The sequence below is a fragment of the Nonomuraea sp. NPDC049480 genome, from assembly GCF_044465905.1.
Lineage (GTDB): Bacteria > Actinomycetota > Actinomycetes > Streptosporangiales > Streptosporangiaceae > Nonomuraea.
In genome coordinates this window covers 117,724-142,301 of record NZ_JBITMD010000001.1, presented here as the reverse complement: position 1 = coordinate 142,301, position 24,578 = coordinate 117,724, and the positions used below count along the sequence as shown (strand labels likewise).

Here is a 24,578-nt window from a genome sequence, read left to right as displayed (position 1 = left end):
GGAGGATGCGTGACAACGCTTAGCCATGAGGCGCACAGGTTCGACTGGCTGATCACCGACTTCGTCCGCAACACGCCTGGAGTCGCGCATGCCGTCTGCGTCTCCGCGGACGGCCTCTGCCTGGCCGCCTCCGAAGGCTTCCCGCCAGACCGGGCCGACCAGCTGGCCGCCGTTTCCGCGGGTCTGTTGAGCCTGACCGTGGGCGCGTCCAGGGTGTTCGAGGGCGGCGCCGTGACGCAGACCGTCGTCGAGATGCAGCGCGGCCTGCTGCTGGTCATGGCGATCAGCGACGGCTCGGTGCTGACGGTGCTGGCGGGTCCCGATTGTGACATGGGGTTGGTGGCGTATCAGATGACGCTGCTGGTAGACAGGGCTGGGCAGGCGCTGACGCCGGCCTTGCGCGCCGAGCTCCAGGCCGCCAGGACGCGGTGATGTGATGGAACTGATGGGAGAGGGCCGTGTACGGCATTGACGGAATCGGGGAAGAAGAGCCCCTGTTCCGTCCTTACGCGGTGACCGGCGGCCGTTCCGAGCCGCGCTATCACCTTGCGATGGAGACGTTGGTCTCGTCCATGTCGATCCCGGACGACGAGATGGCCCTGCTCACCCCCGAGCACGAGGCCATCATGCAACTCTGCAGAACGTTCCGGTCGGTCGCCGAGATCTCGGCCCTGCTCCGCGTCCCGCTGGGCGTGGCAAGGGTGCTCGTGGCGGACATGTCCGATGAAGGGCTCGTCCGCCTGCACCAGCCACGCCTCAGCCAGGGACAGCCAGACCTCAACATGCTCGAAAGGGTGCTCAGTGGACTACGCAGGCTCTAGCCCTGGCCTCACGTCGACGAAGATCGTCGTCGCCGGGGGCTTCGGCGTCGGCAAGACGACGTTCGTGGGGGCGGTGTCCGAGATCCTCCCGCTCACCACGGAAGCGGTCATGACCGACGCGTCCGCGGGCATCGACGACCTCGGGATGACCCCGAACAAGCAGACCACGACCGTGGCCATGGACTTCGGGCGGCTCTCGCTCGACCGCGACCTGATCCTCTACCTGTTCGGCACGCCCGGGCAGCACCGGTTCTGGTTCATGTGGGACGACCTGGTGCGCGGCGCGATCGGCGCGGTGGTGCTGACCGACACCCGCCGCCTGGCCGACAGTTTCCCCGCGATCGACTACTTCGAAGAGGCCAAGCTGCCCTTCGTGATCGGCATCAACGGCTGGGAAGGGCAGTTCCTGCACTCCGATCAGGAGGTCAGGGAGGCGCTCGCGCTCCCGCCGCACGTGCCGGTCGTGCGTACGGACGCCCGCAACCGCGAGTCGGTCAAGGCGACGCTGATCGCGCTCGTCGAGCACGTCGTCCGCCTGCGCGCCGCTCCCGTGCGCTAGCCCCACGGGACGCTCGCCAGGGAGTTGAGCACCGGCACCAACTGCTCCTCCTCGTAGGCGAAATGGGCCTCCAGCTCGCCGGCGACACGCTCCAGCGTCGCCGGCTCGGTGCCCGCACGCAGCTCCCCGATGAGCGCGGCGATGACCACGTGCTCGCTCCGCAGCCGGTCGAGCGGCTCCGCCAGCTCGGGGAACGCCCTTTCCAGGTGCGGGAACACCACGCCGTCCTCGCCTGTGTGGTGGAAGGTCAGCCTGTCGCAGAACGCCAGGCAGTGCACACGCAGGTCGTCGGCGGACGCCTCACCGGCGCGCAGCCGGGCCAGTTCGGCCCTGAAGTAGTCGTGGATCTTGACCAGCTCGTTCCCGAACGCCAGCAGCCGCTCGTTCTCCGGATAGAGGGCGATGACCGGGATGACGCGGTCCGTCCCCTCCTGGTACGCGGCGAAGGCCGGCTCGATCGCGGCCTGGCGGGCGTACACGCGGTCGCGTTCCTCGCCCTCCAGCGGCACCGCCCTGGCCGCGAACCGCTCCTCGCCCAGCTCCACGACGACCTTGGGGTCGGCCAGGATGTCGTGGTACCAGGCCGGATCGCCGCGTCTGATGGCCTCGCTCCGCGAGGAGGTCCTGTGACGGATGTCCTCGCTTCGCGGCGGATCCGTCACAGGTCCTCCGGCGTTGGAGGCGAAGACCAGGATGCGGTCGCCGTCGCGCAGGTAGACCGCCGGATTGGTGCGAGGGCGCCCGGACCTGGCGCCCGTGGTGGTGAGCAGCACGAGCGGGGCTCTCTCGAACCTGCCGCCCACCTTGCCGCCGTTGGCCCTGAACTCCGCGATGACCTGCTGGTTGAAATCCGCGAGCTCCGTCACGTCACTATCCTTGGATGAGATGAGGATCATATTTGCTTTGCAAGCAAAGCTAATTTAGGCAGCAAGGTATTGTGGATGTCAACTGACGGCTTGAGCGTGGACGAGGGCATCAGGACGTTGCTGCTGCTGATGCCCCGGATGGTGGGGCGGGTGAAGCGGCACAAGGTGCCCGCCGAGCTGCAATCGCTGGCGCTGGCGCCGCGGCACCTGTCGTTGCTGGCGTACCTGCTGTTCGACGGCGCGATGACGGTGAACGAGCTGGCCGCGCGGCTGGAGGTGGCGCCGACGACGGTCAGCCTGATGGTGGGAGAGCTCAGCCGGAAGGGGGTGCTGGAGCGGCGCGAGGACGACGCCGACCGGCGACGCACGATCGTGAGCATCCCCGAGCGGCGCCAGGGCGCGATCCATGAGTGGCTCGGGCGCGGCGCCCAGGCGTGGCGGCAGGCGCTGGAGCCGCTCACGCCGGAGCAGCGCCGGATGTTCGTCGAGACGCTGCTGGCCTACGAGCAGGCGCTGTCGGAGGACTAGCGGTCGAGGCGCTGGTAGAGGCGGACCGCCAGGACGAAGAACACGACGGTGATCGCCAGGGGCCAGAGCACGGCCATGACGACCGCGTGCTGCGCCACCCATGAATCCCCGCCCCAGCCCGGGTTGCCGAACAGTTCCCTGGCCGCCGCCACCGTCGACGACAGCGGGTTCCACTCGGAGATCGCGCCCAGCCAGCCCGGCATGGTGTCCGGGGCGACGAAGGCGTTCGACAGGAAGCCGATCGGGAACTCCAGCGCCTGGATCGCCACCACGCCGCCCGGGTTCTTGGCCAGCAGCCCGAGGTACATCCCGAGCCACAGCAGCGAGAAGCGCAGGAGCAGCAGCAGGCCCACCGCGCCCAGCGCGCCCGGCAGCGTGGCCGGGCGCCAGCCCACCGCCAGGCCGCAGGTCAGCAGCCCGGCCAGGATCAGCACCGAGTGGAGCAGGTCGGCGATGCAGCGGCCGATGAGCACGCCCGACGGAGCCATGGGCATCGAGCGGAACCGGTCGGTGACGCCCTTGGAGGCGTCGGTGGTGACGGCGACCATGGTGCTGCTCAGGCCGAAGAGCATCGTCATGCCGTACATGCCGGGCATGAGGAACGCGAAGTAGTCCGCGCCTTGCGGCACCTTCACCGCGCCGCCGAACAGGTAGCCGAAGGCCAGCGTGACCACCACCGGGAAGATCACCCCGAAGATCACCGTCATCGGCTGGTTGGCCCAGTGGATCAGGTCGCGGCGGGCGACCGTCCAGCCGTCGGCCAGCGCCCACCGCAGCCGCCGTTCCTTCATCGAGATCTCGGTCATTTCGCGTCGCCTCCGGTAGCGGTGAGGTCCAGGAAGACTTCGTCCAGCGTCGGCCGGCGCAGCGCCACGTCCTCGATCTCGATCCCGGCCGCCGACAGTGCCGCGAGCACCTCGGTGAGCGCCTGCACCCGCTCGCTCACGGGTGCCGACACGTGTCTGGTGTCGTGATCGACCTCGGCCGGCCCCGAAGCCGCCCGGCCCACGATCGCGGCGGCCTCCGCCAGCCGCTCAGGGTCGTGGATCACCACGTCGAGCCGGTCGCCGCCGAGCTTCGACTTGAGTTCGTCGGGCGTGCCCTCGGCCACCACCCGGCCCGCGTCGATCACCGAGATCCGGTCCGCGAGCTGGTCGGCCTCCTCCAGGTATTGCGTGGTCAGCAGCACGGTGGTGCCACCTGACACCAGGTCGCGGACTGTGCGCCAGATCTCCGCGCGGCTGCGGGGGTCGAGCCCCGTGGTCGGCTCGTCGAGGAAGAGCACGGGCGGCGCGAGGATCATGCCGGCCGCCAGGTCGAGCCGGCGCCGCATGCCGCCCGAATACTCCTTCGCCGGACCCTTGTGCTCGAGCCCGAATCGTTCGAGTAATTCGTCCGCCCTGGCCCGGGCCGCCGCCGCGTCCAGGTGGTAGAGGCGGCCGAACAGCTCCAGGTTCTGCCGCCCGGTCAGCAACTCGTCCACCGCCGTGTGCTGGCCGACGAGGCCGATGCTGCGGCGCACCTGCCGGGGCTGGGTCGCCACGTCGAACCCGGCCACCTCCGCCCGGCCGCCGGAGGCTCGCAGGAGCGTGGTGAGGATCCGGACGGTCGTGGTCTTGCCTGCGCCGTTCGGGCCGAGCAGGCCGCGGACCGTGCCCCGGTCCACGTCCAGGTCGACGCCGTCGAGCGCCGCCTTTCCGTCGTACGTCTTACGCAGCCCTTGCGCGAGTACCGCTGACATGCCGCCCTCCGTTCGCTGCCGTACGCCGTACCGTACGACATACGATTCAACTTGGCAACCGTACGGTGTACCGTACGAAGGTGACCGTCGAATACTCGGGAAAGGGCGACCCCGCCCGCAGCCTCGCGCTGCTCTGGCGCACCAGCGAGCGGGCCAGTCGCAAGGGCAAGCCGGAGCTGAGCGTCGACCGCATCGTGCGCGCGGCCATCGAGGTGGCCGATGCGGAAGGGCTGCAGGCGTTGTCCATGCGACGCGTGGCCGAGCGGCTGGGCGTGGGGACGATGTCGCTGTACACGTACGTGCCGGGCAAGCCGGAGCTGTTCGACGTCATGCTCGACACGGTCTACGGCGAGACCGCCCGGCCGGAGGACGTCCCCGGCGGCTGGCGGGGCAGGCTGGAGCAGATCGCCAGGGAGAACTGGGCGCTCTACCTGCGCCATCCGTGGCTGCTGCAGGTGGCGGCCAGCCGGCCGGTGCTCGGGCCGAACGTCACCGCCAAATACGACTACGAGCTGCGCGCCGTGGACGGCATCGGCCTGACGGACGTGGAGATGGACTCGGTGATCACGCTGATCACCGGCTTCGTCCACGGCACGGCGCGGGGCGCGGTGGAGGCCGCGCAGGCGGAGAGCCAGACGGGCATGACCGACGAGCAGTGGTGGGCCGCGCACGCGCCCTTCCTCGGCCGCATCGTCGACGCCGGCCGCTTCCCGACCGCGTCCAGGGTCGGCCAGGCGGCCGGCGAGGCGCTCAACGCGGCCTACAGTCCGGAGCACGCCTTCGAGTTCGGCCTGCAGCGGGTCCTCGACGGCATCGAGGCCCTGGTGAACAGCCGCCACCCACGATGACGAGGCCGAACCTCAGCGGGGGATCCAGTCCTTCCACACGATCTTGTTCTCCGCCACCCAGCGGGCGGCGGCCTGCTCGGCGGTCATCTTCTCGTTGATCATGTCGCTGGCGACGGCGTTCTGGTCGTCGTTGGTCCAGCTGAAGTTCCGGACCAGCTCGTACGCCTTGCCGCCGCTCGTCGCGAACCGCTTGCTGACGATCTTGTCCAGCAGGTACGGCGGGTAGTCGCAGGCGACCTTCGCCGGGTCCGCGTCGCAACCCACGGCGTACGGGGGCAGCGCGACTTTCACGAGTTTGACCTTGGTGAACAGCCATTGCGGCTCGTAGAAATACATGAGCAACGGCGTACGGTTCTTCGTCGCCTCCTGGGCCGCCTTGATCAACGCGGCCTCGCTGCCCGAGTAGACGACCTTGTAATTGAGGCCGAGGTTCTTGACGAGGGCTTCGTCATTGGTGACGAAGGTCGGATCGCCGTCCAAGATCTGCCCGAGGTCCCCGGTTTTCTGGGTCCGGAATAGATCTTTGTACTTGTTGAGGTTTCGGTAGTCCGTAATGCCGGGGTATTTCTTGACCATCCATTCGGGGACGTACCAGCCGATCACTCCCTTGTTCCCGGTGAGGCCGGCTGACAGGGCCACCTTCTTCTGCTCGATGAACTCCTTCTTCAGATGTGGATGGCCCCAGTTCTCGACGATCACGTCGACCTTGCCGTCCGCGAAATCCCGCCAGGAATCGTCCTCCTTCATCTTCCGCAGGTTCACCTTGTAGCCCAGCTCGCGCTCCAGCAGGTACGCCAGCACGGCGGCCTGGGCTTCGTACCCGACCCAGGCGTGGATGTCGAGGTTGACGGTGCCCTTGGACCCGGCGGCGGTCTTGGGCTCCTCACCGGAGCACGCCGCCAGCAGGAGCATGGCCGCCGCCATCGGGCCTGCCAGCTTCCTCATCGAGCCTCCTCGATCCGTGGAGCGGGTGCGAGAGTGTGACGAGAGTACGCCCTCCGAAGGGCGGTCGGCGGCGTGGCGGGAAGATCCGGCCCACGGCCGGGGCGAGGAAGTCAAGCGCATGGGGTTCTCCGCGGCCGCGGCCCCCGCATGGGGGCCGCGGTCATGAGGGGGTCAGCTGGGAATCCAGGCCTGCCACTTGGCGGTGTTGGCCTCGACCCACTTCTTGGCGGCCTGCTCGCCGGTCATGCCGTTGTTGGTCATGTCGTCGGCGACGGCGTTCTGGTCCTCGTTGGTCCAGCTGAAGTTCTTGACGAGCTCGTAGGCCTTGCCGCCGGCGTCGGCGAACTTCTTGCTCACGATCTTGTCGAGGTCCATCTCCGGGTAGTCGCAGGCGACCTTCTTGGGGTCGGCGTCGCAGCCCTCGGTGTAGGCGGGCAGCTTGACCCGGACCAGTTCGGTCTTGCTGAACAGCCAGTGCGGGTCCCAGAAGTAGAACAGCAGCGGCTTCTTCTGCTCCTGCGCCTGCTGAGCGCCCTTGATCAGGGCCGCCTCACTGCCGCCGACCACGACCTTGTAGTTCAGCTTGAGGTTCTTGATCAGTGCTTCTTCGTTGCTGACGTACGACGGGTCGCCGAAGAGCAGCTGACCCTTGTCGCCGGACTCCGAGGTCTTGAAGAGCTCGGCGTACTTGTTGAGGTTCTTGTAGTCGGTGATGTCGGGGTACTTCTCGGCCATCCACTTGGGGATGTACCAGCCGATGACGCCCTTGTTGCCGGTGGAGCCGGCCACGACCGCGGTCTTCTTCTCGTCGATGAACTTCTTCTTCAGATCCGGGTGGCCCCAGTTCTCGATGATGACGTCGACGTCGCCGGTCTCGAAGCCCTCCCAGGCCAGCTGCTCCTTGATCTCGGGGAGTTCGACCGTGTAGCCGAGCTCGTTCTTCAGCAGGTACGCGACGACGTTCGCGCTCGCCTCGTACCCCACCCACGGGTTGATCGCGATCTTGACGGTCCCGGCGGCGCTGGACGAGCCGCCCTGCGGGGCGGCGGCGGAGGCGCTGGGAGATGTCTCCACAGTGGCGCCGCCGCAGCCGACGGCGGCGAGCCCAAGTACTAGGAGGCCTGCGAGCAGGCGAATCTTCATGTGAGCTTCCTCTTTCGGGGGGACGGACGCCTGTCGGCGCCCTGCGTGATGCGGTCGAGCATGACTCCGAGGAGCACGGTCGCGATGCCTGCCACGAATCCGAGTCCGAAGTCGGTGCGCTGAGAGAAGCCGAGAACCACGTCGTAGCCGAGCGCTCCGGCCCCGACGAGGCCGCCGACGACCACCATGGCCAGCGTCATGACGATGCCCTGGTTGGCCGCCAGCAGGATGGCCTGCCTGGCCATCGGCAGCTGCACCTTCCACAGGAGCTGGCCCGGCGTCGAGCCGGCGGCGGTGGCCGCCTCGACGACCTCGGTGGGGACGGCCTTGATGCCGTCCTCGACCAGGCGCACCACCGGCGGCACCGCGTAGATGATGGAGGCGAAGATCGCGGTGAACCTGGTGGTCTCGAACAGGGCCAGCGCCGGCAGCAGGTACACGAAGGCCGGCATGGTCTGAGCGGCGTCGAGCAGGGGCCGCTGGACGGCCGAGTAACGGGGCGAGCGGGCCGCGGCCACTCCGAGCAGCAGCCCGATGACGAGCGTGACCAGCACCGCGACAGCGACCGTGGTCATCGTCTGCATGGCGTGCTCCCACGTGCCGAGCAGCGCGATCGCCAGCAGGCAGCCGACCGCGATCAGCGCCGGGCGCACGCCGCTCACCCGCCAGGCGACGACCAGCACCGCGAGCGCCACCAGCCACCAGGGGGCCGAGACCAGCAGCGACTCCAGCCGGTTGAGCACGTTGATGGTGACGAGGTCCTTGATGAACGTCGTGACGGGATACCAGGTGGTCTCGGCCCAGCGGACGGCGTCGTTGACCTCGGCCACGAGGTTGACCGTCCAGCTCTCCGGCCACTGGCGCGGCAGCACGGGGATGAGCGCGAGACCTGCCGCGCCGAGCACGCCGGCCGCCGCCAGGTCGACTCTGCCGAGCTTGGTGTGCGGCCCCCGCCTGTTCATGGCCTCACTCCGTGAGGCGGCTCGGTCGCCATACGCCGCCGCCTTCCCCCGCTCTGGTCGCTCCGCTCCCGCCGCTCCTCCAGGCGACGGCACTCCCTTGCGGGCGATCGCCATCATCATCCGGTCGAGCATCACGGCCATGATCACGATGGCCACGCCCGCCGGCAGCATGATGCCGACCTGGGCTCGCGACAGGCCCCGGATGATCTCGCTGCCGAGACCCGGCGCGGAGATCAGGTTCGCGATGACGACCATGGACAGCGCCATCATGATCGTCTGATTGACCGCCAGCGCCATCGTGGACCTGGCCAGCGGCAGGTAGACCTTGAAGAGGGTCTGCCGCCGGGTGGCGCCCAGCGAGGACGACGCCTCGACCGCCGTGGGGGAGACCTCCGAGATGGCCAGCGCGGTGATGCGGATGGCCGGCGGGATCGCGTAGATCATCGTCGCGATGACCCCGGCGGGCGCGCCGATGTGGAAGAACAACGCGAGCGGCGCCAGGTACGCGAACGTCGGCATGATCTGCATGACGTCCAGCACAGGCGTGATCGCCCGCCGCACGCGGTCCGACCGCCCGGCCCACACGCCCACCGGGATCCCGATCGCCAGCGACAGCAGGACCGCCACTCCGACCAGGGCCAGCGTGTCGATGCTCGACTGCCAGAGCCCCAGGAAGCCGAGCGCGCTCACGCCCGAGACCACGAGCAGCGCGATGCGCCAGCCGCCGGCCAGCCAGGCCAGAGCGCCCATGACGCCGGTGAGGCCCGGCCAGCCGAGCGCGTGCAGGACGGCCTGGAACAGGCCGTAGAGCTCGCCGACGAAGAGCCTGATGTAGTTGAGGAAGTACAGGAAGAGCGGGTTGTCGTTGCGGTGGTCGTCGATCCACTCGCGCAGGTCGGTGATGGCGAGGAACTGCGGCGCCTCCTTGTCGTGCGGCAGCGTCCCCGTGCCGCGGAAGACCACGTACGCCACCGCGAACAGGACCGCCACCCCCGCCGGCGCCGCCCACCTCGGCAGTCCGAGGCGTGAAGGCGTGCTGACCGCCGTCGTTGTGCTCATGCGCCCGCCTTGACGGCGACGTCCTGCCCCGAGAGGAAGGTCAGCAGGTCCACGCGGTCGACGACGCCCACGAGCTCGCCGCCGTCCACGACCTTGATCGGGCGGGACGAGGCGGAGGCCACGCCGATGGCGTCCTTGATGAGCGTGGCGGCCGCCAATTCCGGACCGTCCAGCGGCTCGCCGGGCTCCGGTTCGCGGCACATCCACCGCAGGGTCAGCACGTGGCTCCTGGGTACGTCGCGGACGAAGTCGGCCACGTAGTCGTCGGCAGGCGCGCCCACCAGCTCCTCCGCGGTGCCGAGCTGCACGATCGAGCCCGCCCGCATGATCGCGATCCGCTCGCCCAGCTTGAGCGCCTCCGACAGGTCGTGCGTGATGAACACCATCGTCTTGCCGACTTCCCGGTGCAGGCGGATCACCTCGGCCTGCATGTCCCGCCTGATCAGCGGGTCGAGCGCGCTGAACGGCTCGTCGAACAGCATCACCTGCGGGTCGACCGCCAGCGCGCGGGCCAGGCCCACACGCTGCTGCATGCCACCGGAGAGCTGGTCGGGATAGGCGTCGGCGTACCCGTCGAGGCCGACGAGCGAGAGGATCTCCGCCGCCCGCGCGTGCCTGGCGGCCTTGGGGGTGCCCTGGATCTCCAGGCCGTACGCGACGTTGTCGATCACCTTGCGGTGCGGCAGCAGGCCGAAGTGCTGGAAGACCATGCTGACCTGGTGGCGGCGGATCTCGCGGAGCCGGGCGGGTGAGGCCCGTCCGATGTCATCGCCACCGATTTTGATCTCGCCGGCGGTGGGCTCGATGAGCCGGGTGAGGCAGCGTACGAGGGTGGACTTGCCGCTGCCCGACAGGCCCATGACCACGAAGACCTCGCCGGGGCGCACCTCGAAGCTCACGTCCCTCACGGCGGCGGTGCAGCCGGTCCTCTCTCTCAACGCGGCGGGTTCGAGATGCCGGTCCTCGCTGTCCAGCACCCTTTGTGCCCTGGGTCCGAAGATCTTCCAAAGCCCCGCAACAGTGATTGCCGCGCTGTCGGGAGAAACCCCCACACTCGCCTCCTCGTTTGCCGTCGCTCAACATATGTGGTGAATAACGTCAATCTCAACGCTGTGACCGTCCAGAGACCTGGGTGCTTCCAGTGTGTTATTCGGTTTGAATCGATTAAATCCCCCATAAGTGGACATGGGGTGGGTGGAAGATCCATTTCTGACCCCCAGAGTGGGGCACATGGAGCTCCAGCTTCTATTCCCAGGAGTCACACGGCTCAAATTTTGTCGCGTTATGTTCGCTTGGCCACCAGCGGTGTGATGTGTTCCAATTACCGACACTTGATGATTTGCCAGGGGACACAGCACCCCCTCATATACGCCGATTTGGGCGAGGTGCGTTCGGTGAGTACAGAGCTGGGCCAGATGCAGGCCGGCGAGAGTAACTGGCGCCTGCGTAACTGGCGTGTCCGGGCACGGCTCGTCGCTCTCATCCTGATTCCGACGGCCGCCGCGGTGTTGCTGGGCGGCATCCAGGTGCTCGCCTCGACGTCCGCCGCGGGCGACTTCGCCCGTACGAACCAGTTCGCCCAGCTCTCCTCGGAGCTGGGCGCGCTCACCCACGCCGTCTCCGGCGAGCGGGCCAGGACCGCCTGGTACATCGCACGCAACCGGCCCGCGAGCATGCTGGGCGACGTACAGAACCAGATGAACGAGGTGGACCTCGAGGCCAAGGATGTGCGCGGCATCGCCAAGCAGCTGCTGGCCGAGGTCACCGGCCGTACCGCCGACCAGCTCGAGCAGTTGCTCAGCCGCCTGGACGACCTGACCGGCCTGCGCAAGCAGGCCCTCGACGCCAACCTGCTGGCCGCCCCCGCCGTCGAGCTCTACACGACGGTGATCAACGACCTGCTGTCCGTCCACAACGAGCTGATCAAGGGCAGCGCCGACGACGAGCTGTTCCGCCAGACCCGCCTGCTCGACGCGCTCGCCCGTGCGAAGGAGAGCGTCTCCTACCAGCAGGCGCTGGTCACGGTCGTCCTGGTCGAGGAGGCCTTCGACCAGGACCAGCTCAAGCGCTTTTTCGGCGAGCAATCCAAGGAGGACAACGAACGCAAGGCCTTCGACGCCGAGGCCACCGCCGACGAGCGCCGCTTCTTCGACGAGACGGTCTACGGCAACTCCGCCGAGCGCATGTTGTTCCTGAGAGAGCTGGTGCTGATCAGGGCCACGGAGGGGTTGCCGCTGCGCGGCCTCGACCTGGCCAAGAAGGACGACGCCAGGGAGTGGTTCACGGCCACCAAGGTCGTCGTCGACTCCATGCGCAAGGTCGAGGAGCGCCACGCCCAGGGCATCGTGGCCCGCAGCGAGTCGCTCAGCGCGGACGAGCGGCAGCGGGCCATCGCGATCGCGGGCGCCGTGCTCGCGCTGACGGTGGCCGTGCTGCTGGTCACCACCGGAGTGGCCAGGTCGCTCGTACGGCCGCTGCGCCGCCTGCGCGGCGAGGCCCTGGAGATCGCCGGCAAGCGCCTGCCCGCCTTCGTCCAGCACCTGCGCGAGTCCCGCGACGGCGCGGTCGACACCGAGGTCCCGCCCATCGGCATCTTCACCAAGGACGAGGTCGGCGAGGTCGCCCGCGCCTTCGACGAGGTCCACCGCGAGGCCGTGCGGCTGGCCGGCGACGAGGCGCGGCTGCGCTCCAACGTCAACGCCATGTTCGTCAACCTGTCGCGGCGCAGCCAGACGCTGGTCGAGCGGCAGCTCACGCTGATCGAGAAGCTGGAGCGGGGCGAGCGCGACGACACCCGGCTCGGCGACCTGTTCAAGCTCGACCACCTGGCCACCCGCATGCGCCGCAACAGCGAGAACCTCCTGGTCCTCGCCGGCCAGGAGGCCGCGCGCAAGTGGAGCGAGCCGGTCGAGCTGATGGACATCGTGCGCGCGGCGCTCGGTGAGGTCGAGAGCTACGACCGGGTCAGCATCCAGATCGAGTCGGACGTCGCCGTCGCCGGGCAGGCCGTCACCGACGTCGTGCACCTGCTCGCCGAGCTGATCGAGAACGCCGTCTCCTTCTCCTCGCGGGACACCAAGGTCATCATCAACAGCAGCCGCATCGACGGCGGCGCGCTGATGTTGTCGGTCACCGACAACGGCATCGGCATGAGCCAGGAGGAGCTGGGCGAGGCGAACTGGCGGCTGGACAACCCCCCGGTCGTGGACGTGTCGGTGTCGCGGCGCATGGGGTTGTTCGTGGTCGGCCGGCTGGCGCTGCGGCACAACATCAGGGTCCAGCTGCGCCGCCAGGACATCGGCGGGCTGACCGCCATGGTGCTGATCCCGCCCATGCTGCTCACCGCCGCGCCCAGCCCGCTGCCCCTGCCCCAGTCGCGGCCGCAGCTCCAGCCGCCGCCCCAGCATCAGCCGGACGTGCAGGTGCCCAGGCAGGCCGCCTCCGCCATGCAGTCCTTCGGGCACCCGTCCTTCGAACATCCCTCCTTCGGGCACCCATCCTTCGAACATCCCTCCTTTGAGCACCCGTCCTTCGACATCGCGCCTCCGGCGCCCGCGCCCTCGTCCTGGTTCAGCTCGCAGCACCCGCATTCCGGCTCGGCGTCCCTGGAGCAGCCGCTGGATCCCGCGGCGTCGTACCCGTCGTTCGCCACGCCTGCCCCGTCCTCCCACGCGCCGGGCCCGGCGGCCCCGGCGAAGGACGAGTTCCTGCCGATCTTCGCCTCCGTCGAGGAGAGCAGCTGGTTCAGCAAGTCGACGCCGACGGCCGACCGGCGCGAGCCCGCCGGCTGGTCGTCGTCCGCCGACCAGGGCTGGCAGGCGGCCGGCGCGGCCGCGGAGCCCGCGCAGAGCGGGACGACCAACTCTGGCTTGCCGAAACGGACGCCAAGAGCGAATCTGGTACCGGGCACCGCAAACCCGAAGCCGCCGCCCGCTCCCGCTCCTTCGCTCTCACCTGACCGCCTGCGCAGCAGGCTGGCCAGCTACCAGCAGGGCGTGCGCAAGGGTCGCTCAGAGCTCGAGGAGGACTCATGAAGGAGCTGAGTCAAGCCGCCAGGGACATGAACTGGCTGGTCACCAGCTTCGTCGAGGAGGTCCCCGGCGTCGCGCACGCAGTGGTCGTCTCCGCCGACGGCCTGCCCATGGCGTTCTCCCGAGACTTTCCCAAGGACCGCGCCGACCAACTGGCCGCCATCGCGGCCGGGCTGGTCAGCCTCACGCAGGGCTCCGCGCGCGTCTTCGAGGGCGGAGGGGTCACCCAGACCCTCGTCGAGATGGAACGCGGTCTGCTGCTGGTGATGTCCATCAGCGATGGATCGTGCCTGGCGGTGCTGGCCGCGCCCGACTGTGACATGGGCCTGGTGGCCTACCAGATGACGATCCTGGTCGAGCGCGCCGGACAGGTGCTGACGCCGGCCGTGCGGGCGGAACTCTCGTCCGCGCGACCATGGTGAGGGGAGCAGACGTTGGCATCATGGCACAACGGGGAGGCGGAGCCCGAGCGCAGCTCGCTGGTCCGGATGTACGCCGTCACAGGCGGCCGGACCACTCCGCGCACCGACCTCGCCATGGAAGCCCTGGTATCGTCGGCCACCTCGGTGCAGCTCGGACCGACCTACGCCCGCGAACACCGTGCGATCAGCGAGCTGTGCCGTCAAGTGAGATCCGTGGCGGAGATCTCCGCGCTGCTGGGCGTCCCGCTCGGCGTGGCGCGGGTGCTGATCGCCGACATGGAGGCGGATGGGCTGGTCAGGGTGTACCAGCCGCAGTTGGAGGCGGGCCTGCCGGACAGGGGCCTGCTCGAAAGGGTTTTGAGTGGACTTCGCAGGCTCTAGCCGGCTCACCTCCACGAAGATCGTTGTGGCCGGCGGGTTCGGTGTGGGCAAGACCACGTTCGTGGGCTCGGTCTCCGAGATCATGCCGCTGACCACGGAAGCGGTGATGACCGAGGCCTCCCAGGGCATCGACGACCTCGGGCACACGCCCGGCAAGACGACCACCACCGTGGCGATGGACTTCGGCCGGCTCTCGCTCGATCGTGACCTGATCCTCTACCTGTTCGGCACGCCCGGGCAGCACCGGTTCTGGTTCATGTGGGACGACCTCGTACGCGGCGCCATCGGCGCCGTCGTGCTCGTTGACTCCATGCGCCTGGCCGACAGTTTTCCCGCCGTCGACTACTTCGAGGACTCGGGCCTCCCGTTCATCGTCGGCCTCAACGGCTGGAACGGCGAGTTTCCGCACATCGAGAACGAGGTGCGGGAGGCGCTCACGCTCTCGCCGCACGTCCCGATCGTCCGGACGGACGCCCGCGAGCGGCAGGCGGTCAAGAACACGCTCATCACGCTCGTGGAGCACGCAGTCTCCGTCCGGGCCGACTAAACCTGGTCGGCCCACCAGTAGGCTGCCACCAGCTCCGCCACCAGCGTCTCGGTCAGCAGGGCGACGTCCGGATCGTCGTCGTACGCGTACCGCACGGTGGCCGCGGCGTCCTTCACCTCCGCGCCCACGGCGATCACGGTGGACCCGCGCTCGCGTACCCAGTCCATGGCCTGCGCGTCGTACCGGGATCCGGGGAAGAACAGGGCCCGGTAGTCGAGGGTCTTGGTCAGGTACACGTCCACATGGGCCCAGTCGCCCGTCTCGCAGGCGTCGGCGGGGCGGCGCGGGCCCTCCCGGACCATGAGCGCCGACTGCTCGGCCGACGACAGGCGCTCGGCGGGGGCGATCGTGTACACGCCGTGGGGGCCGTCCAGCAGCTCCATGACCAGCGGGAGCCACTCGTCCCTGCGGTCCAGGAGGTCCGCGGTGGCCTCGGCGCTCCGCCTGATCAGCGCGGGCACGTCGCGGCCCGTCCCGGTCAGCTTCGCCTCCAGGGCAAGGAGGAGCGCCAGCGTGTGCTGGAACGTACGGCAAGCCACCCCGCCGCGTTCCTCGCCGGCCCGCATCGGGATCACCTGATCGGCGCCCGCGGCGAGGGGCGATGCGGGCGCGCCGGGAGGTCGGCCGGGGTTGGTTGGTGGGAAGCCGGGAGGTCGGCCGGGGTTGGTTGGTGGGAAGTTCGTGAGCGCGGCCACGAAAGCCGGGCCGCCCGCGTAGCGCTCCACGGCGTCCAGGGTCTCCCTGCTGCCGCCCGTGGCCGAGATCGGGACGACCAGCGTGCCGGGTGAGGGCGGGTAGGTGGCCGCCGCTGAGGCGTAGTCGGCGTACGCGTCGATGCCGGCGGCGCGCAGGCGCAGGGCGGCGACGCCGGCGGCGTAGCGGGAGCTGCCCATGCCCAGGAACAGGACCCTCGCCGGGCTTTCCGGGAGGTTCTCGAACGGGTCCTCGGCGGTGAGGGCGTCGGCCAGGTTCGCCAGGGCGTCCGGCTTGGACTCCAGGTCGGAGAGGTAGAGCTCAGGATTCACGTGATGTTCTCCTCGGGGTACCAGGTGCGCAGGACGCCCATGGGGGCGTAGCGCCAGCGGGGGAGGTGGCGGGCGGCGTAGATCAGCTCGCGGCACTCCTGCTCGACCTCGAACGGGCGGATCAAGTTCTCGTCCAGGAGGTCCGGGCGGTTCCGCGCGGCCAGGCGGGCGCGGTAGGCGGCCAGCATGGTGGCGCGGGCCTCGGCCGCCCAGGCCGCCGCCCGGTCGGGTGGGGTGGCCCTCCTCTTGATCGCCACCTGGGCCACGTGCTCCAGACTCGTCGTCAGCTGGGCCACGTCCCTGGCGGCCGGTTGGTGCGGGTCGGCGTCCGCGACCGTGGGGTTGCCGTCGAAGTCGATGACCGCGTAGCCGTCCTGCCATTTGAGGATCTGGCCCACGTGGAGGTCGCCGTGGATCCTGATCCGCGGGGTGGTGATGGGGGCGTTGAGCCTGGTCAGCTCGTGTCTGAGGCGCTCGGCTCCGGCGGCCAGCCAGCGGCCGTCCTCGCCGTCCGTGAGTGCGAGCGCCTCGGCGAGCGCCGCCTCCGCCCGCACGGCCGCCGGTGTCCCGCCGGGCTGCGTCGTACGGGTGCTGGCCGCACCGGCGCTTGGCGGGGTCCGTTCCTCTGGTGAGGTGTCCTCGTGCGGTGAAGAGGCGGGGAAGGTGGAGAGGGCGAGGTGGAGGCCGGCGGTGAGGTGGCCGAGGGCGGTGGCGAAGGCGGTGCGGCCGGCGGCGGCCTCGTCGACGCACCACTCCCAGCCGTCCCTGGCCTCCGGCAGGAAGCCGGTCACCAGGGCCAGGAGGCATTCGCGGCCGTCCACCGGCCCCGTCAGGGCGGCATAAGGCGGGGCTGTCTCGTTGAAGCCCGCCTCAACGAGGTGGGCGAGGAGGTCCGGGGTGGGGTGGGGAAGCGGCGCCGGCGGGGTCAGCCACTTGACGACCACCTTTTCGGCCACCACGACCGAGTAGTTCGTCTGGTCCACGTGAGCGCCGAAATCACGCTCAGTAGGCACCCCGGTGTGGAGATCTCCAAGGTCGTACGGGAGGCTGGGCAACGGAAGGAAGCGTCGTACGGTGAACGGCGGCGGCACCTCCCCCTCCAACACCGTCAGGAGAGCGGCGGTGAGCCCGCGATCTCGGGCGGTAAGGGGTTTCTCACCCAGCGAGATCAATCGCCGAGCAATTGAATACGAATTCAACACGTAGAACAAACTTCCTGGTAGCAATGTGGGGAAAAGTCTTGCTCATGTTGACTACTGCTGCAACACTCCTGGTCTGGTCTGCTGTGTCCGGTAAGGTCGCGCGACCCCTCGTACATCGCACATTCAGAAGGAGTAGCGGCCGTGTCTCGTACCCGGTTCACCCGTCGTCTTCCGGCTGCCGCGGCGGCGGCCGGCCTCGCGCTTGCCGTAGCGGCGTGCGGCGGTGAGTCGTCGAACGGCTCAGAAGGCACGACCGTGGCGGCAGCCGATCAGCTCAAGCCCAACGCGGATCTGTCGCAACAGTCACTCCAAGTGACGGTCTGGGACGGTTACACGCCCAAGGAGCTTCCTGAGAAGGTCAAGGCGAAGCTCAAGGTCAAGGACATGAAGATCACCCTCCACGCCACCAACGAGGAGGCGATGGCCAAGCTCACCGCCTCCGGTGACAGCGGCGTCGACGTGGCGTTCGTGTCCGGCCAGTACGCCCAGGCGCTCAACGAGCAGGGCCTTCTGGAGCCGATCCATCCCGAGCTGATCCCCAACCTGGCCAACCTCTACCCCGAGGCCACCCAGCTGTCCTACGACAAGGGCAACAAGTACTCCGTGCCCTACACCTGGGGCACCACCGGCATCTGCTACCGCACGGACCTGGTGAAGGCCGAGCCGACGAGCTGGAACGATCTTCTCAAGCCTCCTGCCTGGGCCGACAAGAAGGTCACGATGATGACCACCGAGCGCTGGCTGGCCCTGCCCGCGCTCAAGTCCCTCGGCTACTCGGTCAACACCGACAAGGACGAGGAGATCGCCAAGGTCAAGGAGCTGCTGATGGCGGCCAAGCCTCACCTGCTCAAGTACGACGACACCACGTTCGGCGACCTGCTGAAGTCCGGCGAGGCCGTCATGGTCGAGGCGTGGGACGGCTGGTGCCCGACCACGGACCCGAAGGGCAACATCGCCTTCAAGGTGCCGAAGGAGGGCAGCGACCTCTGGGTGGACACCATGGTGATCATGAAGTCCTCCAAGAACAAGGAGGCGGCGCACGCCCTGATCAACTACGTCCTCGACCCCGAGATCCACAGCTGGGCCGCCCAGAACATCAACTACAAGGTGCCCAACAAGGCCGCCATGGAGAAGGTGCAGGTCCCCAAGGGCTCGCTGCTCGGCATCAAGCCCGCAGAGCTGCTCGACGGTGAGTCGATCATCGACCTGGGTCAGTCGTCGACCAAGTACACCCGCCTGTCGAGCGAAGTCACGCAGTCGTAGTCGCGGTGAAGTCTGAGGTTGAGGCCCGGCCGGTGTCCCATGCGAGGGGACGCCGGCTGGGCGCGTTCGTTTTCCTCTCGCCCGGGTTGACGTACCTGGTCGTGCTGCTGCTGGTGCCGCTGGCGCTGGTGCTGAGCTACACGGTGTTCCAGCGTGGGCGCTTCGGCGGCGTGGTGTACGAGTTCACGACCGAGAACTTCACCCGCCTGATCGACCCGCTCTACCTGAGCGTGCTCGGCGGGTCGCTGAAGATCGCCGGCCTCACGACGCTGCTCGCGCTGCTGCTCGGCTACCCGACGGCCTACCTCATCGCCCAGCTGCCCAGGAAGTGGAAGACTGTGGCGCTGGTGATGGTCGTGCTGCCGTTCTGGACGAACTTCATCATCCGGATGTACGCCTGGATCATCCTGCTGAGCGGGCCCGGCCTGGTGAACTCGCTGCTGGGCACGGAGCTGGAGCTGCTCTACAAAGAGGGCACGATCGTGGTGGGCCTGCTCTACTCGTACCTGCCGCTGATGGTGCTGCCGCTGTACGCCGCCATCGAGAAGCTCGACCCGCAACTGCGCGAGGCGTCGGCCAACCTGGGGGCCTCCGGGTTCACCACGTTCCGCAAGGTGACGCTGCCGCTCACGGTGCCGGGTGTGCTGACCGGTTGCCTGTTCGTGTTCGTGCCGAGCTTCGGGAACTTCGTCATTCCCGAGATCCTCGGCGGCGGCAAGACGCTGATGGCCGGCAACGTGATCCGCAACGAGTTCCTGAAGGCGCGCGACTGGCCGTTCGCCTCGACGGTGACGCTGGCGCTCATCGCAGTGCTGGTCTTGCTGCTGCTCGCGCAGGCATGGGCGGCCCGCCGTGCGTAGGTCCAAGCTCTTGTACGTCCCGTTCTGGGCGACGTACCTCTTCCTCTACCTGCCGATCGTCGTGCTGGTCGTCATGTCGTTCAACTCCGGCAGTTCGGCGTACACGTACGAGGGCTTCAGCCTCAAGTGGTACGGCGCGCTGGCCGAGGACCAGCGGATCATGACCGGCGTGGTCAACACGCTGGTGGTGGCCGCGGGCTCGACCGTGATCGCGACCGTGCTCGGCACGCTGCTGGCCGTGGGCCTGGCCCGGCACACCAGGTCGAAGGCCCTGGACGCGCTCGCGCTGATGCCGGCCGTGCTTCCCGACCTGGTCCTGGCGATCGGGCTGCTGATGTTCTACAGCCTGATCCAGATGACGCTCGGCCTGCAGTCGGTGATGCTCTCGCACGCGCTCTTCTCGATGGCGTTCGTCGCGGCGGTGGTGCGCACCAGGCTGTCGGGCGCCGACTCCTCGCTGGAGGAGGCCTCGCGCGACCTGGGGGCCGGGCCGGTGGTCACGTTCTTGAAGATCACGCTGCCGCAGCTCACGCCCGGCATCGTCGCGGGCGCACTGCTGGCGTTCACGCTGTCGCTGGACGAGTTCGTGATCGCCTTCTTCACGATCGGGAACGCCGAGCCGACGCTGCCGATCGTCATCTATTCCATGATCCGTTTCGGGGTGACCCCGAAGATCAACGCCCTGGCCGCAATCCTGCTCCTGGTGAGCTTCACGGCGGTGATCGCCGGGCAGCGACTGACCAAGATCGGGGAGAGGGAGCCGAAGCGCACACCTGGAGGACCACGTGTGGACCTCCAGGTGCAAGGTGAGGCGGACTCGACCAGTAAGAGAGTGTCACGTGCTCAAGATTGACGGCGTCACCCGGAGGTTCGGGGACGTCACCGCGCTCGACGACGTCTCGCTCCAGATCGAGCAGGGCGAGTTCTTCGCCCTGCTGGGGCCCTCCGGCTGCGGCAAGACCACGCTGCTGCGCATCATCGCCGGGTTCGAGACGCCCGACCGCGGCAGGGTCTCGCTCGACGGCGAGGACCTGCTGGCCAAGGCGCCGAACCGGCGGCCGATCAGCCTGATGTTCCAGTCATACGCGTTGTTCCCCCACATGACCGTGGCCAAGAACGTGGCCTACGGGCTGGAGCGGGAGCGGCTGGCGCGCCAAGAGATCAAGCAGCGCGTCGGCGAGGTGCTGGAGACCGTGGGCCTGTCGCAGCACGCGAACCGCAGGCCCGCCCAGCTGTCCGGCGGGCAGCGGCAGCGGGTCGCGCTGGCGCGTTCCATCGTCAAGCGCCCCCGCCTGCTGCTGCTCGACGAGCCGCTGTCGGCGCTGGACAAGAAGGTCCGCGCCGACATGCAGCTGGAGCTGAAGCGGCTGCAGCACGAGGTCGGCATCACGTTCGTGGTCGTCACCCACGACCAGGAGGAGGCCATGTCGCTGGCCGACCGCATCGCGGTCTTCGACAGCGGCAGGGTGCGTCAGGTGGACGAGCCGGTCGCGCTCTACGAGCGGCCGAGGTCGCCGTTCGTGGCGGACTTCGTCGGCGCCAACAACCTCTTCCGCGGCGTCGCAAGTGGCCTGGAGGCGCTCAAGAGCGAGGAGTTCGGGATGTTGCCCGGAACGCCGCTCACGGAGCTTGTGGGGGGCTCTGCGGCGCTTCTGGCGGTACGTCCGGAAAAGATAGACCTCGCCGACGAGAGTGCCGTCAGAGGTCTCCCGGGCAGCGTTCTGGACGTCGCCTTCTACGGCGGCGTGTCACACATCTCCGTGGGCGTGCCCGGGCACCCCAAGCCGGTGCTGGCGGCCGTGCAGGGAGCCGGCACGGTGCGGACGGGCGCCAAGGTCAAGGTCCGATGGGCCGCCGAGGACGCGGTCATCATGGCGGTCGATCAATGAGCCAGGTCGTTGCCCGTGGCCGTGCGGGCGTAGGACAGGATCAGTTCGGCCGCCTCCTCGGGGCCGATCACCGGGTGCCTGGCCGTGATGCGGTAGCCGTACGCGTCCTCCAGGGACACCAGGTTGCGCGCGATCGTCTGCGAGTCCGAGCTCAGCTTGAACACGCCCAGCGCGGACCCCGTGTCCAGGATCGCCTGGTACATCGACACCTGGCGGTCGTAGAGCGAGGTGAGCAGGACGCCGTAGACCCGGTTGCGGCCCGCGGCCCCGCCGAGCTCGTTGAGCAGCCGGACGTCCGGGTCGAGCGGCCCGGTGGGCAGGCCGGACCTGATCGTGACGACCAGTTTCTCGGCCGGGTCCGTGAAGTCGGCCAGCCGGCGCACCCGCTGCTCGTAGAAGCGCTCCATGCCCGCGTGTTGCGCCTCGACCAGCAGCTCGCCGAGGTCGGGGTAGTGGTAGAGCACGGCGCCGGAGGTCAGCCCGGCCTCCTCGGCCACGTGCGAGAGCTGCGTCCCGTCGATCCCGTGGCGGACGATGGCCTTGCGCGCGGCCTCGATCAAATCGAGGCGGCGGTCGCTCCGGCTCTTGCGCTTGGTCACCCCCACCACCTTCACTCGTTCGGCTGTTGTTCAGTTAGCCGTGACCATAGTGCCCTTAACTTGACCATCACGCTAGACACGTTTTTGAATTGCCCTTCAACTCGCTGAGATCCCCCGGAGTCTCGATGTCTCTCACGATCCTGTTCATGCCGGAAAGCGCGTACGGCCCGACCAACAACTCCATCGGCATCGGCGACATCCTGCGCCGCCGCGGCCACCGCGTCGTCTTCGCCGCCGAGGCGTCGTGGAAGGGCAAGCTGGAGGCGCTCGGGTTCGAGGAGGACCTCGTCGACCTGGCCCCGCCGCCGGAGAACGCCGAGGAGCAGGACCCGGGCCAGTTCTGGAAGGACTTCATCCGCGAGACCGCGCCCGAATACCGCAAGAGCACGCAGGAGCAGCTCGAGACCGTCACCGCGCCCATCTGGGCCGAGCTGATCGAGGGTGCGAAGTACTGCGAGCCGCAGCTCAAGGCCATCATCGAGCGGGTGAACCCGGATGTGATCGTCGAGGACAACGTGATCACGTTCCCGGCGCTGCTCACGGCGGGCAAGAAGTTCGTCCGCATCGTCTCCTGCAACCCGCTGGAGGTGCGCGGGGAGAACGTCGCGCCGGTGTTCTCCGGCCTGCCCGCCGGCGACCGTTCCGAGTGGGACGCCTTCCGCGCCGAGTACGACCGCACCCACCGCGAGCTGTGGACCGCCTTCAACGAGTGGTGCGTCGAGCAGGGCACCGAGCCGCTGCCCGACCTCGACTTCATCCACGAGGGCGACCTGAACCTCTACGTCTACCCGGAGATCCTCGACTACGCCGACGCCCGCCCGCTCGGCGCGACCTGGCACCGGCTCGACTCCTCGGTCCGCGAGACCGACGAGGAGTTCGAGCTGCCCTTCGAGCGCAACGATGGCTCGCTGATCTACTTCTCGCTCGGCTCGCTGGGCTCCTCCGACGTGGAGCTCATGCAGCGGGTGATCGACGTGCTGGCCGCCACGCCGCACCAGTACATCGTCTCCAAGGGGCCGCTGCACGCGGAGATCAAGCTCGCCGACAACATGTGGGGCGCCGAGTTCCTCCCGCAGACCAAGATCATTCCTCAGTGTGACCTGGTCATCACGCACGGCGGCAACAACACGACCACCGAGGCGCTGCACTTCGGCAAGCCGATGATCCTGCTGCCGCTCTTCTGGGACCAGTACGACAACGCCCAGCGGGTCGATGAAATGGGCTATGGTGTCAGGCTTTCCACCTACACCTTCACCGACGAGGAACTGACGGGAGCGGTCGCCCGGCTGCTCGGCGACACCGAGCTGCGGGCTCGGCTCGCCGCCGCGGGCGAGGAGATCCGGCGTCGCGACGGCCTGCGCAAGGCCGCTGACCTGATCGAGCAGCTCGGCCAGTGAGGACATGACTTTCCATGCGTGAACTGATCAACCCCGCCACCGGGCTTCCGTGCGCCGAGATTCCGGACACGCCGGTGGAGGGCGTGGCGTCGGCCGTACGGGCCGCGCGTGCCGCGTACGAGGAGTGGTCGCAGACGACCCCGGCCGAGCGCGCGCGGCTGCTGCTGCGGCTGGCCGATCTCGTGGAGGCCGACGCCGAGGAGCTGACCAGGCTCGAGGTGGAGGAGACCGGCAAGCCGGCGGCGGTGTTCAGGGACGGCGAGCTGCCGTTCGCCGTGGACAACCTGCGCTTCTTCGCGGGCGCCGCCCGCTCGCTGGAGGGCTCGGGCGCCGGGGTGTTCAGCCCCGGTTACACCTCGGTCATGCTGCGCCGCCCCGTCGGGGTGGTGGGGTCGATCGCACCGTGGAACTTTCCGTTCGTCATGGCCGTCTGGAAGCTCGGCCCGGCGGTGGCCGCGGGCAACGCGGTGGTGATCAAACCGGCGCCGCAGACACCGCGTACGACGCTGCGGCTGGCCGAGCTGTTCGCCAAGGCCGGAGCGCCGGACGGGCTCGTCCAGGCGGTCACCGGGGATGCCCAGGTGGGCCAGGCGCTGGTCACCGACCCCGGCGTGGACATGGTGAGCGTCACGGGCTCCACGGAGACCGGCCGGGCCGTGATGTCCGGCGCCGCCGCCACGCTCAAGCGGGTGCACCTGGAGCTCGGCGGCAAGGCGCCGGCGCTGGTCTTCGAGGACGCCGACCTGGCGGAGACGGCCCGCGGCGTGGCCATGGGGGCGACGTACAACACCGGGCAGGACTGCACGGCCGCCACCCGCGTCTACGTCGCCGGGGAGATCTTCGGTGACGCGGTGGAGGCGATCCGGGCAACTCTTGCCGAAATCTCCTTTGGAGACCCGTGGGACCCGGCGACGGACATCGGCCCGCTGATCTCGGCCGCCCACCGGGACCGGGTGCACGGGTTCGTCTCCCGCTCCGGCGGGCGCGTGCTGCACGGCGGCGCTCCGGCGGGCGGGCCGGGATTCTTCTACTCGCCCACGCTTGTGACGGATGTCGCACAGGACAGCGAGATCGTGCAAGGCGAGCTGTTCGGGCCGGTCCTGGTGGTGTTGCCGTTCGACGGCGAGGAGGAGGCGGTCCGGCTGGCCAACGACACCAGGTACGGTTTGGCATCGTCGGTTTGGTCGCGCGACGTGTCGCGGGCGATGCGTGTCGCGCATCGGCTGGATGTGGGCGTGACCTGGGTGAACGACCATCTGCCCATCGCCAGCGAGGCGCCGCACGGCGGGGTGAAGGGCAGCGGGTTCGGCAAGGACATGAGCCAGGAAGCGGTCCTGGAGTATTCGGTGACGCGGCACCTCATGGTGAAGCACGCGGCACCGGTCGAGCGGGATTCTTTCCGGCCCGCCTGAGAACGTGTACGGCGATATACGCCCTGAAGTGCTGTGACGGGCGTGTTTGATGGGGTATGTTCGGTTGGCCCATCTGGT

At 68.7% G+C, this 24,578-nt stretch carries 25 protein-coding genes; 15 read left to right on the top strand and 10 right to left on the bottom strand.

Features of this window, described 5'->3' with window-relative positions:
* Positions 1–9: 9 nt before the first annotated feature.
* Genes ACIBX3_RS00680 through ACIBX3_RS00670 form a run of 3 tightly spaced genes read left to right on the top strand, consistent with a single transcriptional unit; the run spans position 10 to position 1,380 of the window.
* On the top strand, positions 10–432 hold the full coding sequence (locus ACIBX3_RS00680) for a roadblock/LC7 domain-containing protein (RefSeq protein ID WP_397111637.1): 423 nt from the start codon (positions 10–12) through the stop codon (positions 430–432).
* A 26-nt stretch (positions 433–458) separates the two neighbouring features.
* The gene (locus ACIBX3_RS00675) at positions 459–821 is read left to right on the top strand and encodes a DUF742 domain-containing protein (protein WP_397111636.1); all 363 of its coding nucleotides are present in this window, start codon (positions 459–461) and stop codon (positions 819–821) included.
* Entirely contained in the window at positions 802–1,380 is a 579-nt protein-coding gene (locus ACIBX3_RS00670) for a GTP-binding protein (protein WP_397111635.1), read from the top strand. The genes ACIBX3_RS00675 and ACIBX3_RS00670 overlap by 20 nt, the downstream gene beginning before the upstream one ends.
* Here the strand turns inward: ACIBX3_RS00670 and ACIBX3_RS00665 are convergent.
* Positions 1,377–2,246, bottom strand: a complete 870-nt coding sequence (locus ACIBX3_RS00665) for a nitroreductase/quinone reductase family protein (protein WP_397111634.1) — start codon at positions 2,244–2,246, stop codon at positions 1,377–1,379. The genes ACIBX3_RS00670 and ACIBX3_RS00665 overlap by 4 nt on opposite strands.
* Before the next feature lie 75 nt (positions 2,247–2,321).
* On the opposite strand from ACIBX3_RS00665, the gene ACIBX3_RS00660 reads away from it, so the two are divergent.
* Positions 2,322–2,774 (top strand): MarR family transcriptional regulator, encoded by a 453-nt coding sequence (locus tag ACIBX3_RS00660; RefSeq protein WP_397111633.1) that lies wholly within the window; start codon positions 2,322–2,324, stop codon positions 2,772–2,774.
* Here the strand turns inward: ACIBX3_RS00660 and ACIBX3_RS00655 are convergent.
* Together ACIBX3_RS00655 and ACIBX3_RS00650 are read right to left on the bottom strand one after the other, a co-directional pair.
* The gene (locus tag ACIBX3_RS00655; RefSeq protein ID WP_397111632.1) at positions 2,771–3,580 is read right to left on the bottom strand and encodes an ABC transporter permease; all 810 of its coding nucleotides are present in this window, start codon (positions 3,578–3,580) and stop codon (positions 2,771–2,773) included. The two genes, ACIBX3_RS00660 and ACIBX3_RS00655, sit on opposite strands and share 4 nt — an antisense overlap.
* On the bottom strand, positions 3,577–4,515 hold the full coding sequence (locus tag ACIBX3_RS00650; protein WP_397111631.1) for an ATP-binding cassette domain-containing protein: 939 nt from the start codon (positions 4,513–4,515) through the stop codon (positions 3,577–3,579). Before ACIBX3_RS00650 ends, ACIBX3_RS00655 begins: the two co-directional genes overlap by 4 nt.
* Positions 4,516–4,595: 80 nt before the next feature.
* Here ACIBX3_RS00650 and ACIBX3_RS00645 point away from each other — a divergent pair, with 80 nt between their 5' ends.
* Positions 4,596–5,363: a TetR/AcrR family transcriptional regulator gene (locus ACIBX3_RS00645; protein WP_397111630.1), complete on the top strand. Its 768-nt coding sequence runs from the start codon at positions 4,596–4,598 to the stop codon at positions 5,361–5,363.
* A gap of 12 nt (positions 5,364–5,375) precedes the next feature.
* On the opposite strand, the gene ACIBX3_RS00640 is transcribed toward ACIBX3_RS00645, so the two are convergent.
* The 4 genes from ACIBX3_RS00640 to ACIBX3_RS00625 form a co-directional block, all read right to left on the bottom strand.
* Positions 5,376–6,308 (bottom strand): ABC transporter substrate-binding protein, encoded by a 933-nt coding sequence (locus tag ACIBX3_RS00640; RefSeq protein ID WP_397111629.1) that lies wholly within the window; start codon positions 6,306–6,308, stop codon positions 5,376–5,378.
* A gap of 171 nt (positions 6,309–6,479) precedes the next feature.
* Positions 6,480–7,451 carry an ABC transporter substrate-binding protein gene (locus ACIBX3_RS00635; RefSeq protein ID WP_397111628.1) on the bottom strand — a complete coding sequence of 324 codons (972 nt, stop codon included), beginning with the start codon at positions 7,449–7,451 and terminating at the stop codon, positions 6,480–6,482.
* Positions 7,448–9,472, bottom strand: a complete 2,025-nt coding sequence (locus tag ACIBX3_RS00630; RefSeq protein WP_397111627.1) for an ABC transporter permease — start codon at positions 9,470–9,472, stop codon at positions 7,448–7,450. The genes ACIBX3_RS00635 and ACIBX3_RS00630 overlap by 4 nt, the downstream gene beginning before the upstream one ends.
* Positions 9,469–10,497: a glycine betaine/L-proline ABC transporter ATP-binding protein gene (locus tag ACIBX3_RS00625; protein ID WP_397113347.1), complete on the bottom strand. Its 1,029-nt coding sequence runs from the start codon at positions 10,495–10,497 to the stop codon at positions 9,469–9,471. The genes ACIBX3_RS00630 and ACIBX3_RS00625 overlap by 4 nt, the downstream gene beginning before the upstream one ends.
* Before the next feature lie 369 nt (positions 10,498–10,866).
* Here ACIBX3_RS00625 and ACIBX3_RS00620 point away from each other — a divergent pair, with 369 nt between their 5' ends.
* Genes ACIBX3_RS00620 through ACIBX3_RS00605 form a run of 4 tightly spaced genes read left to right on the top strand, consistent with a single transcriptional unit; the run spans position 10,867 to position 14,853 of the window.
* Positions 10,867–13,506, top strand: a complete 2,640-nt coding sequence (locus ACIBX3_RS00620) for a nitrate- and nitrite sensing domain-containing protein (protein ID WP_397111626.1) — start codon at positions 10,867–10,869, stop codon at positions 13,504–13,506.
* Positions 13,503–13,925: a roadblock/LC7 domain-containing protein gene (locus ACIBX3_RS00615; RefSeq protein ID WP_397111625.1), complete on the top strand. Its 423-nt coding sequence runs from the start codon at positions 13,503–13,505 to the stop codon at positions 13,923–13,925. Before ACIBX3_RS00620 ends, ACIBX3_RS00615 begins: the two co-directional genes overlap by 4 nt.
* A 12-nt stretch (positions 13,926–13,937) precedes the next feature.
* Positions 13,938–14,306, top strand: coding sequence for a DUF742 domain-containing protein (locus tag ACIBX3_RS00610; protein ID WP_397111624.1), 369 nt, complete (start codon positions 13,938–13,940; stop codon positions 14,304–14,306).
* On the top strand, positions 14,287–14,853 hold the full coding sequence (locus ACIBX3_RS00605) for a GTP-binding protein (RefSeq protein ID WP_397111623.1): 567 nt from the start codon (positions 14,287–14,289) through the stop codon (positions 14,851–14,853). Before ACIBX3_RS00610 ends, ACIBX3_RS00605 begins: the two co-directional genes overlap by 20 nt.
* Here ACIBX3_RS00605 and ACIBX3_RS00600 read toward each other — a convergent pair.
* Both ACIBX3_RS00600 and ACIBX3_RS00595 read right to left on the bottom strand, forming a co-directional pair.
* On the bottom strand, positions 14,850–15,878 hold the full coding sequence (locus ACIBX3_RS00600; RefSeq protein WP_397111622.1) for an SIS domain-containing protein: 1,029 nt from the start codon (positions 15,876–15,878) through the stop codon (positions 14,850–14,852). The genes ACIBX3_RS00605 and ACIBX3_RS00600 overlap by 4 nt on opposite strands.
* Positions 15,875–16,891, bottom strand: a complete 1,017-nt coding sequence (locus tag ACIBX3_RS00595) for a hypothetical protein (protein WP_397111621.1) — start codon at positions 16,889–16,891, stop codon at positions 15,875–15,877. The genes ACIBX3_RS00600 and ACIBX3_RS00595 overlap by 4 nt, the downstream gene beginning before the upstream one ends.
* Before the next feature lie 330 nt (positions 16,892–17,221).
* Here ACIBX3_RS00595 and ACIBX3_RS00590 point away from each other — a divergent pair, with 330 nt between their 5' ends.
* The 4 genes from ACIBX3_RS00590 to ACIBX3_RS00575 are packed head-to-tail and all read left to right on the top strand — an operon-like array spanning position 17,222 to position 21,092.
* Positions 17,222–18,343, top strand: coding sequence for a spermidine/putrescine ABC transporter substrate-binding protein (locus tag ACIBX3_RS00590; RefSeq protein ID WP_397111620.1), 1,122 nt, complete (start codon positions 17,222–17,224; stop codon positions 18,341–18,343).
* A gap of 5 nt (positions 18,344–18,348) precedes the next feature.
* Positions 18,349–19,203 (top strand): ABC transporter permease, encoded by an 855-nt coding sequence (locus ACIBX3_RS00585; protein ID WP_397111619.1) that lies wholly within the window; start codon positions 18,349–18,351, stop codon positions 19,201–19,203.
* The gene (locus ACIBX3_RS00580) at positions 19,196–20,056 is read left to right on the top strand and encodes an ABC transporter permease (protein WP_397111618.1); all 861 of its coding nucleotides are present in this window, start codon (positions 19,196–19,198) and stop codon (positions 20,054–20,056) included. Before ACIBX3_RS00585 ends, ACIBX3_RS00580 begins: the two co-directional genes overlap by 8 nt.
* On the top strand, positions 20,043–21,092 hold the full coding sequence (locus ACIBX3_RS00575; RefSeq protein WP_397111617.1) for an ABC transporter ATP-binding protein: 1,050 nt from the start codon (positions 20,043–20,045) through the stop codon (positions 21,090–21,092). Before ACIBX3_RS00580 ends, ACIBX3_RS00575 begins: the two co-directional genes overlap by 14 nt.
* On the opposite strand, the gene ACIBX3_RS00570 is transcribed toward ACIBX3_RS00575, so the two are convergent.
* A complete protein-coding gene (locus ACIBX3_RS00570) occupies positions 21,086–21,691 on the bottom strand; it encodes a TetR/AcrR family transcriptional regulator (RefSeq protein ID WP_397111616.1) in 606 nt (201 codons plus the stop codon). The genes ACIBX3_RS00575 and ACIBX3_RS00570 overlap by 7 nt on opposite strands.
* Before the next feature lie 125 nt (positions 21,692–21,816).
* Between ACIBX3_RS00570 and ACIBX3_RS00565 the strand changes: the two genes are divergently transcribed.
* Together ACIBX3_RS00565 and ACIBX3_RS00560 are read left to right on the top strand one after the other, a co-directional pair.
* Entirely contained in the window at positions 21,817–23,088 is a 1,272-nt protein-coding gene (locus ACIBX3_RS00565; RefSeq protein ID WP_397111615.1) for a glycosyltransferase, read from the top strand.
* Positions 23,089–23,102: 14 nt separating this feature from the next.
* Positions 23,103–24,500 (top strand): aminobutyraldehyde dehydrogenase, encoded by a 1,398-nt coding sequence (locus ACIBX3_RS00560; RefSeq protein WP_397111614.1) that lies wholly within the window; start codon positions 23,103–23,105, stop codon positions 24,498–24,500.
* The last annotated feature ends 78 nt before the right edge of the window (positions 24,501–24,578 follow it).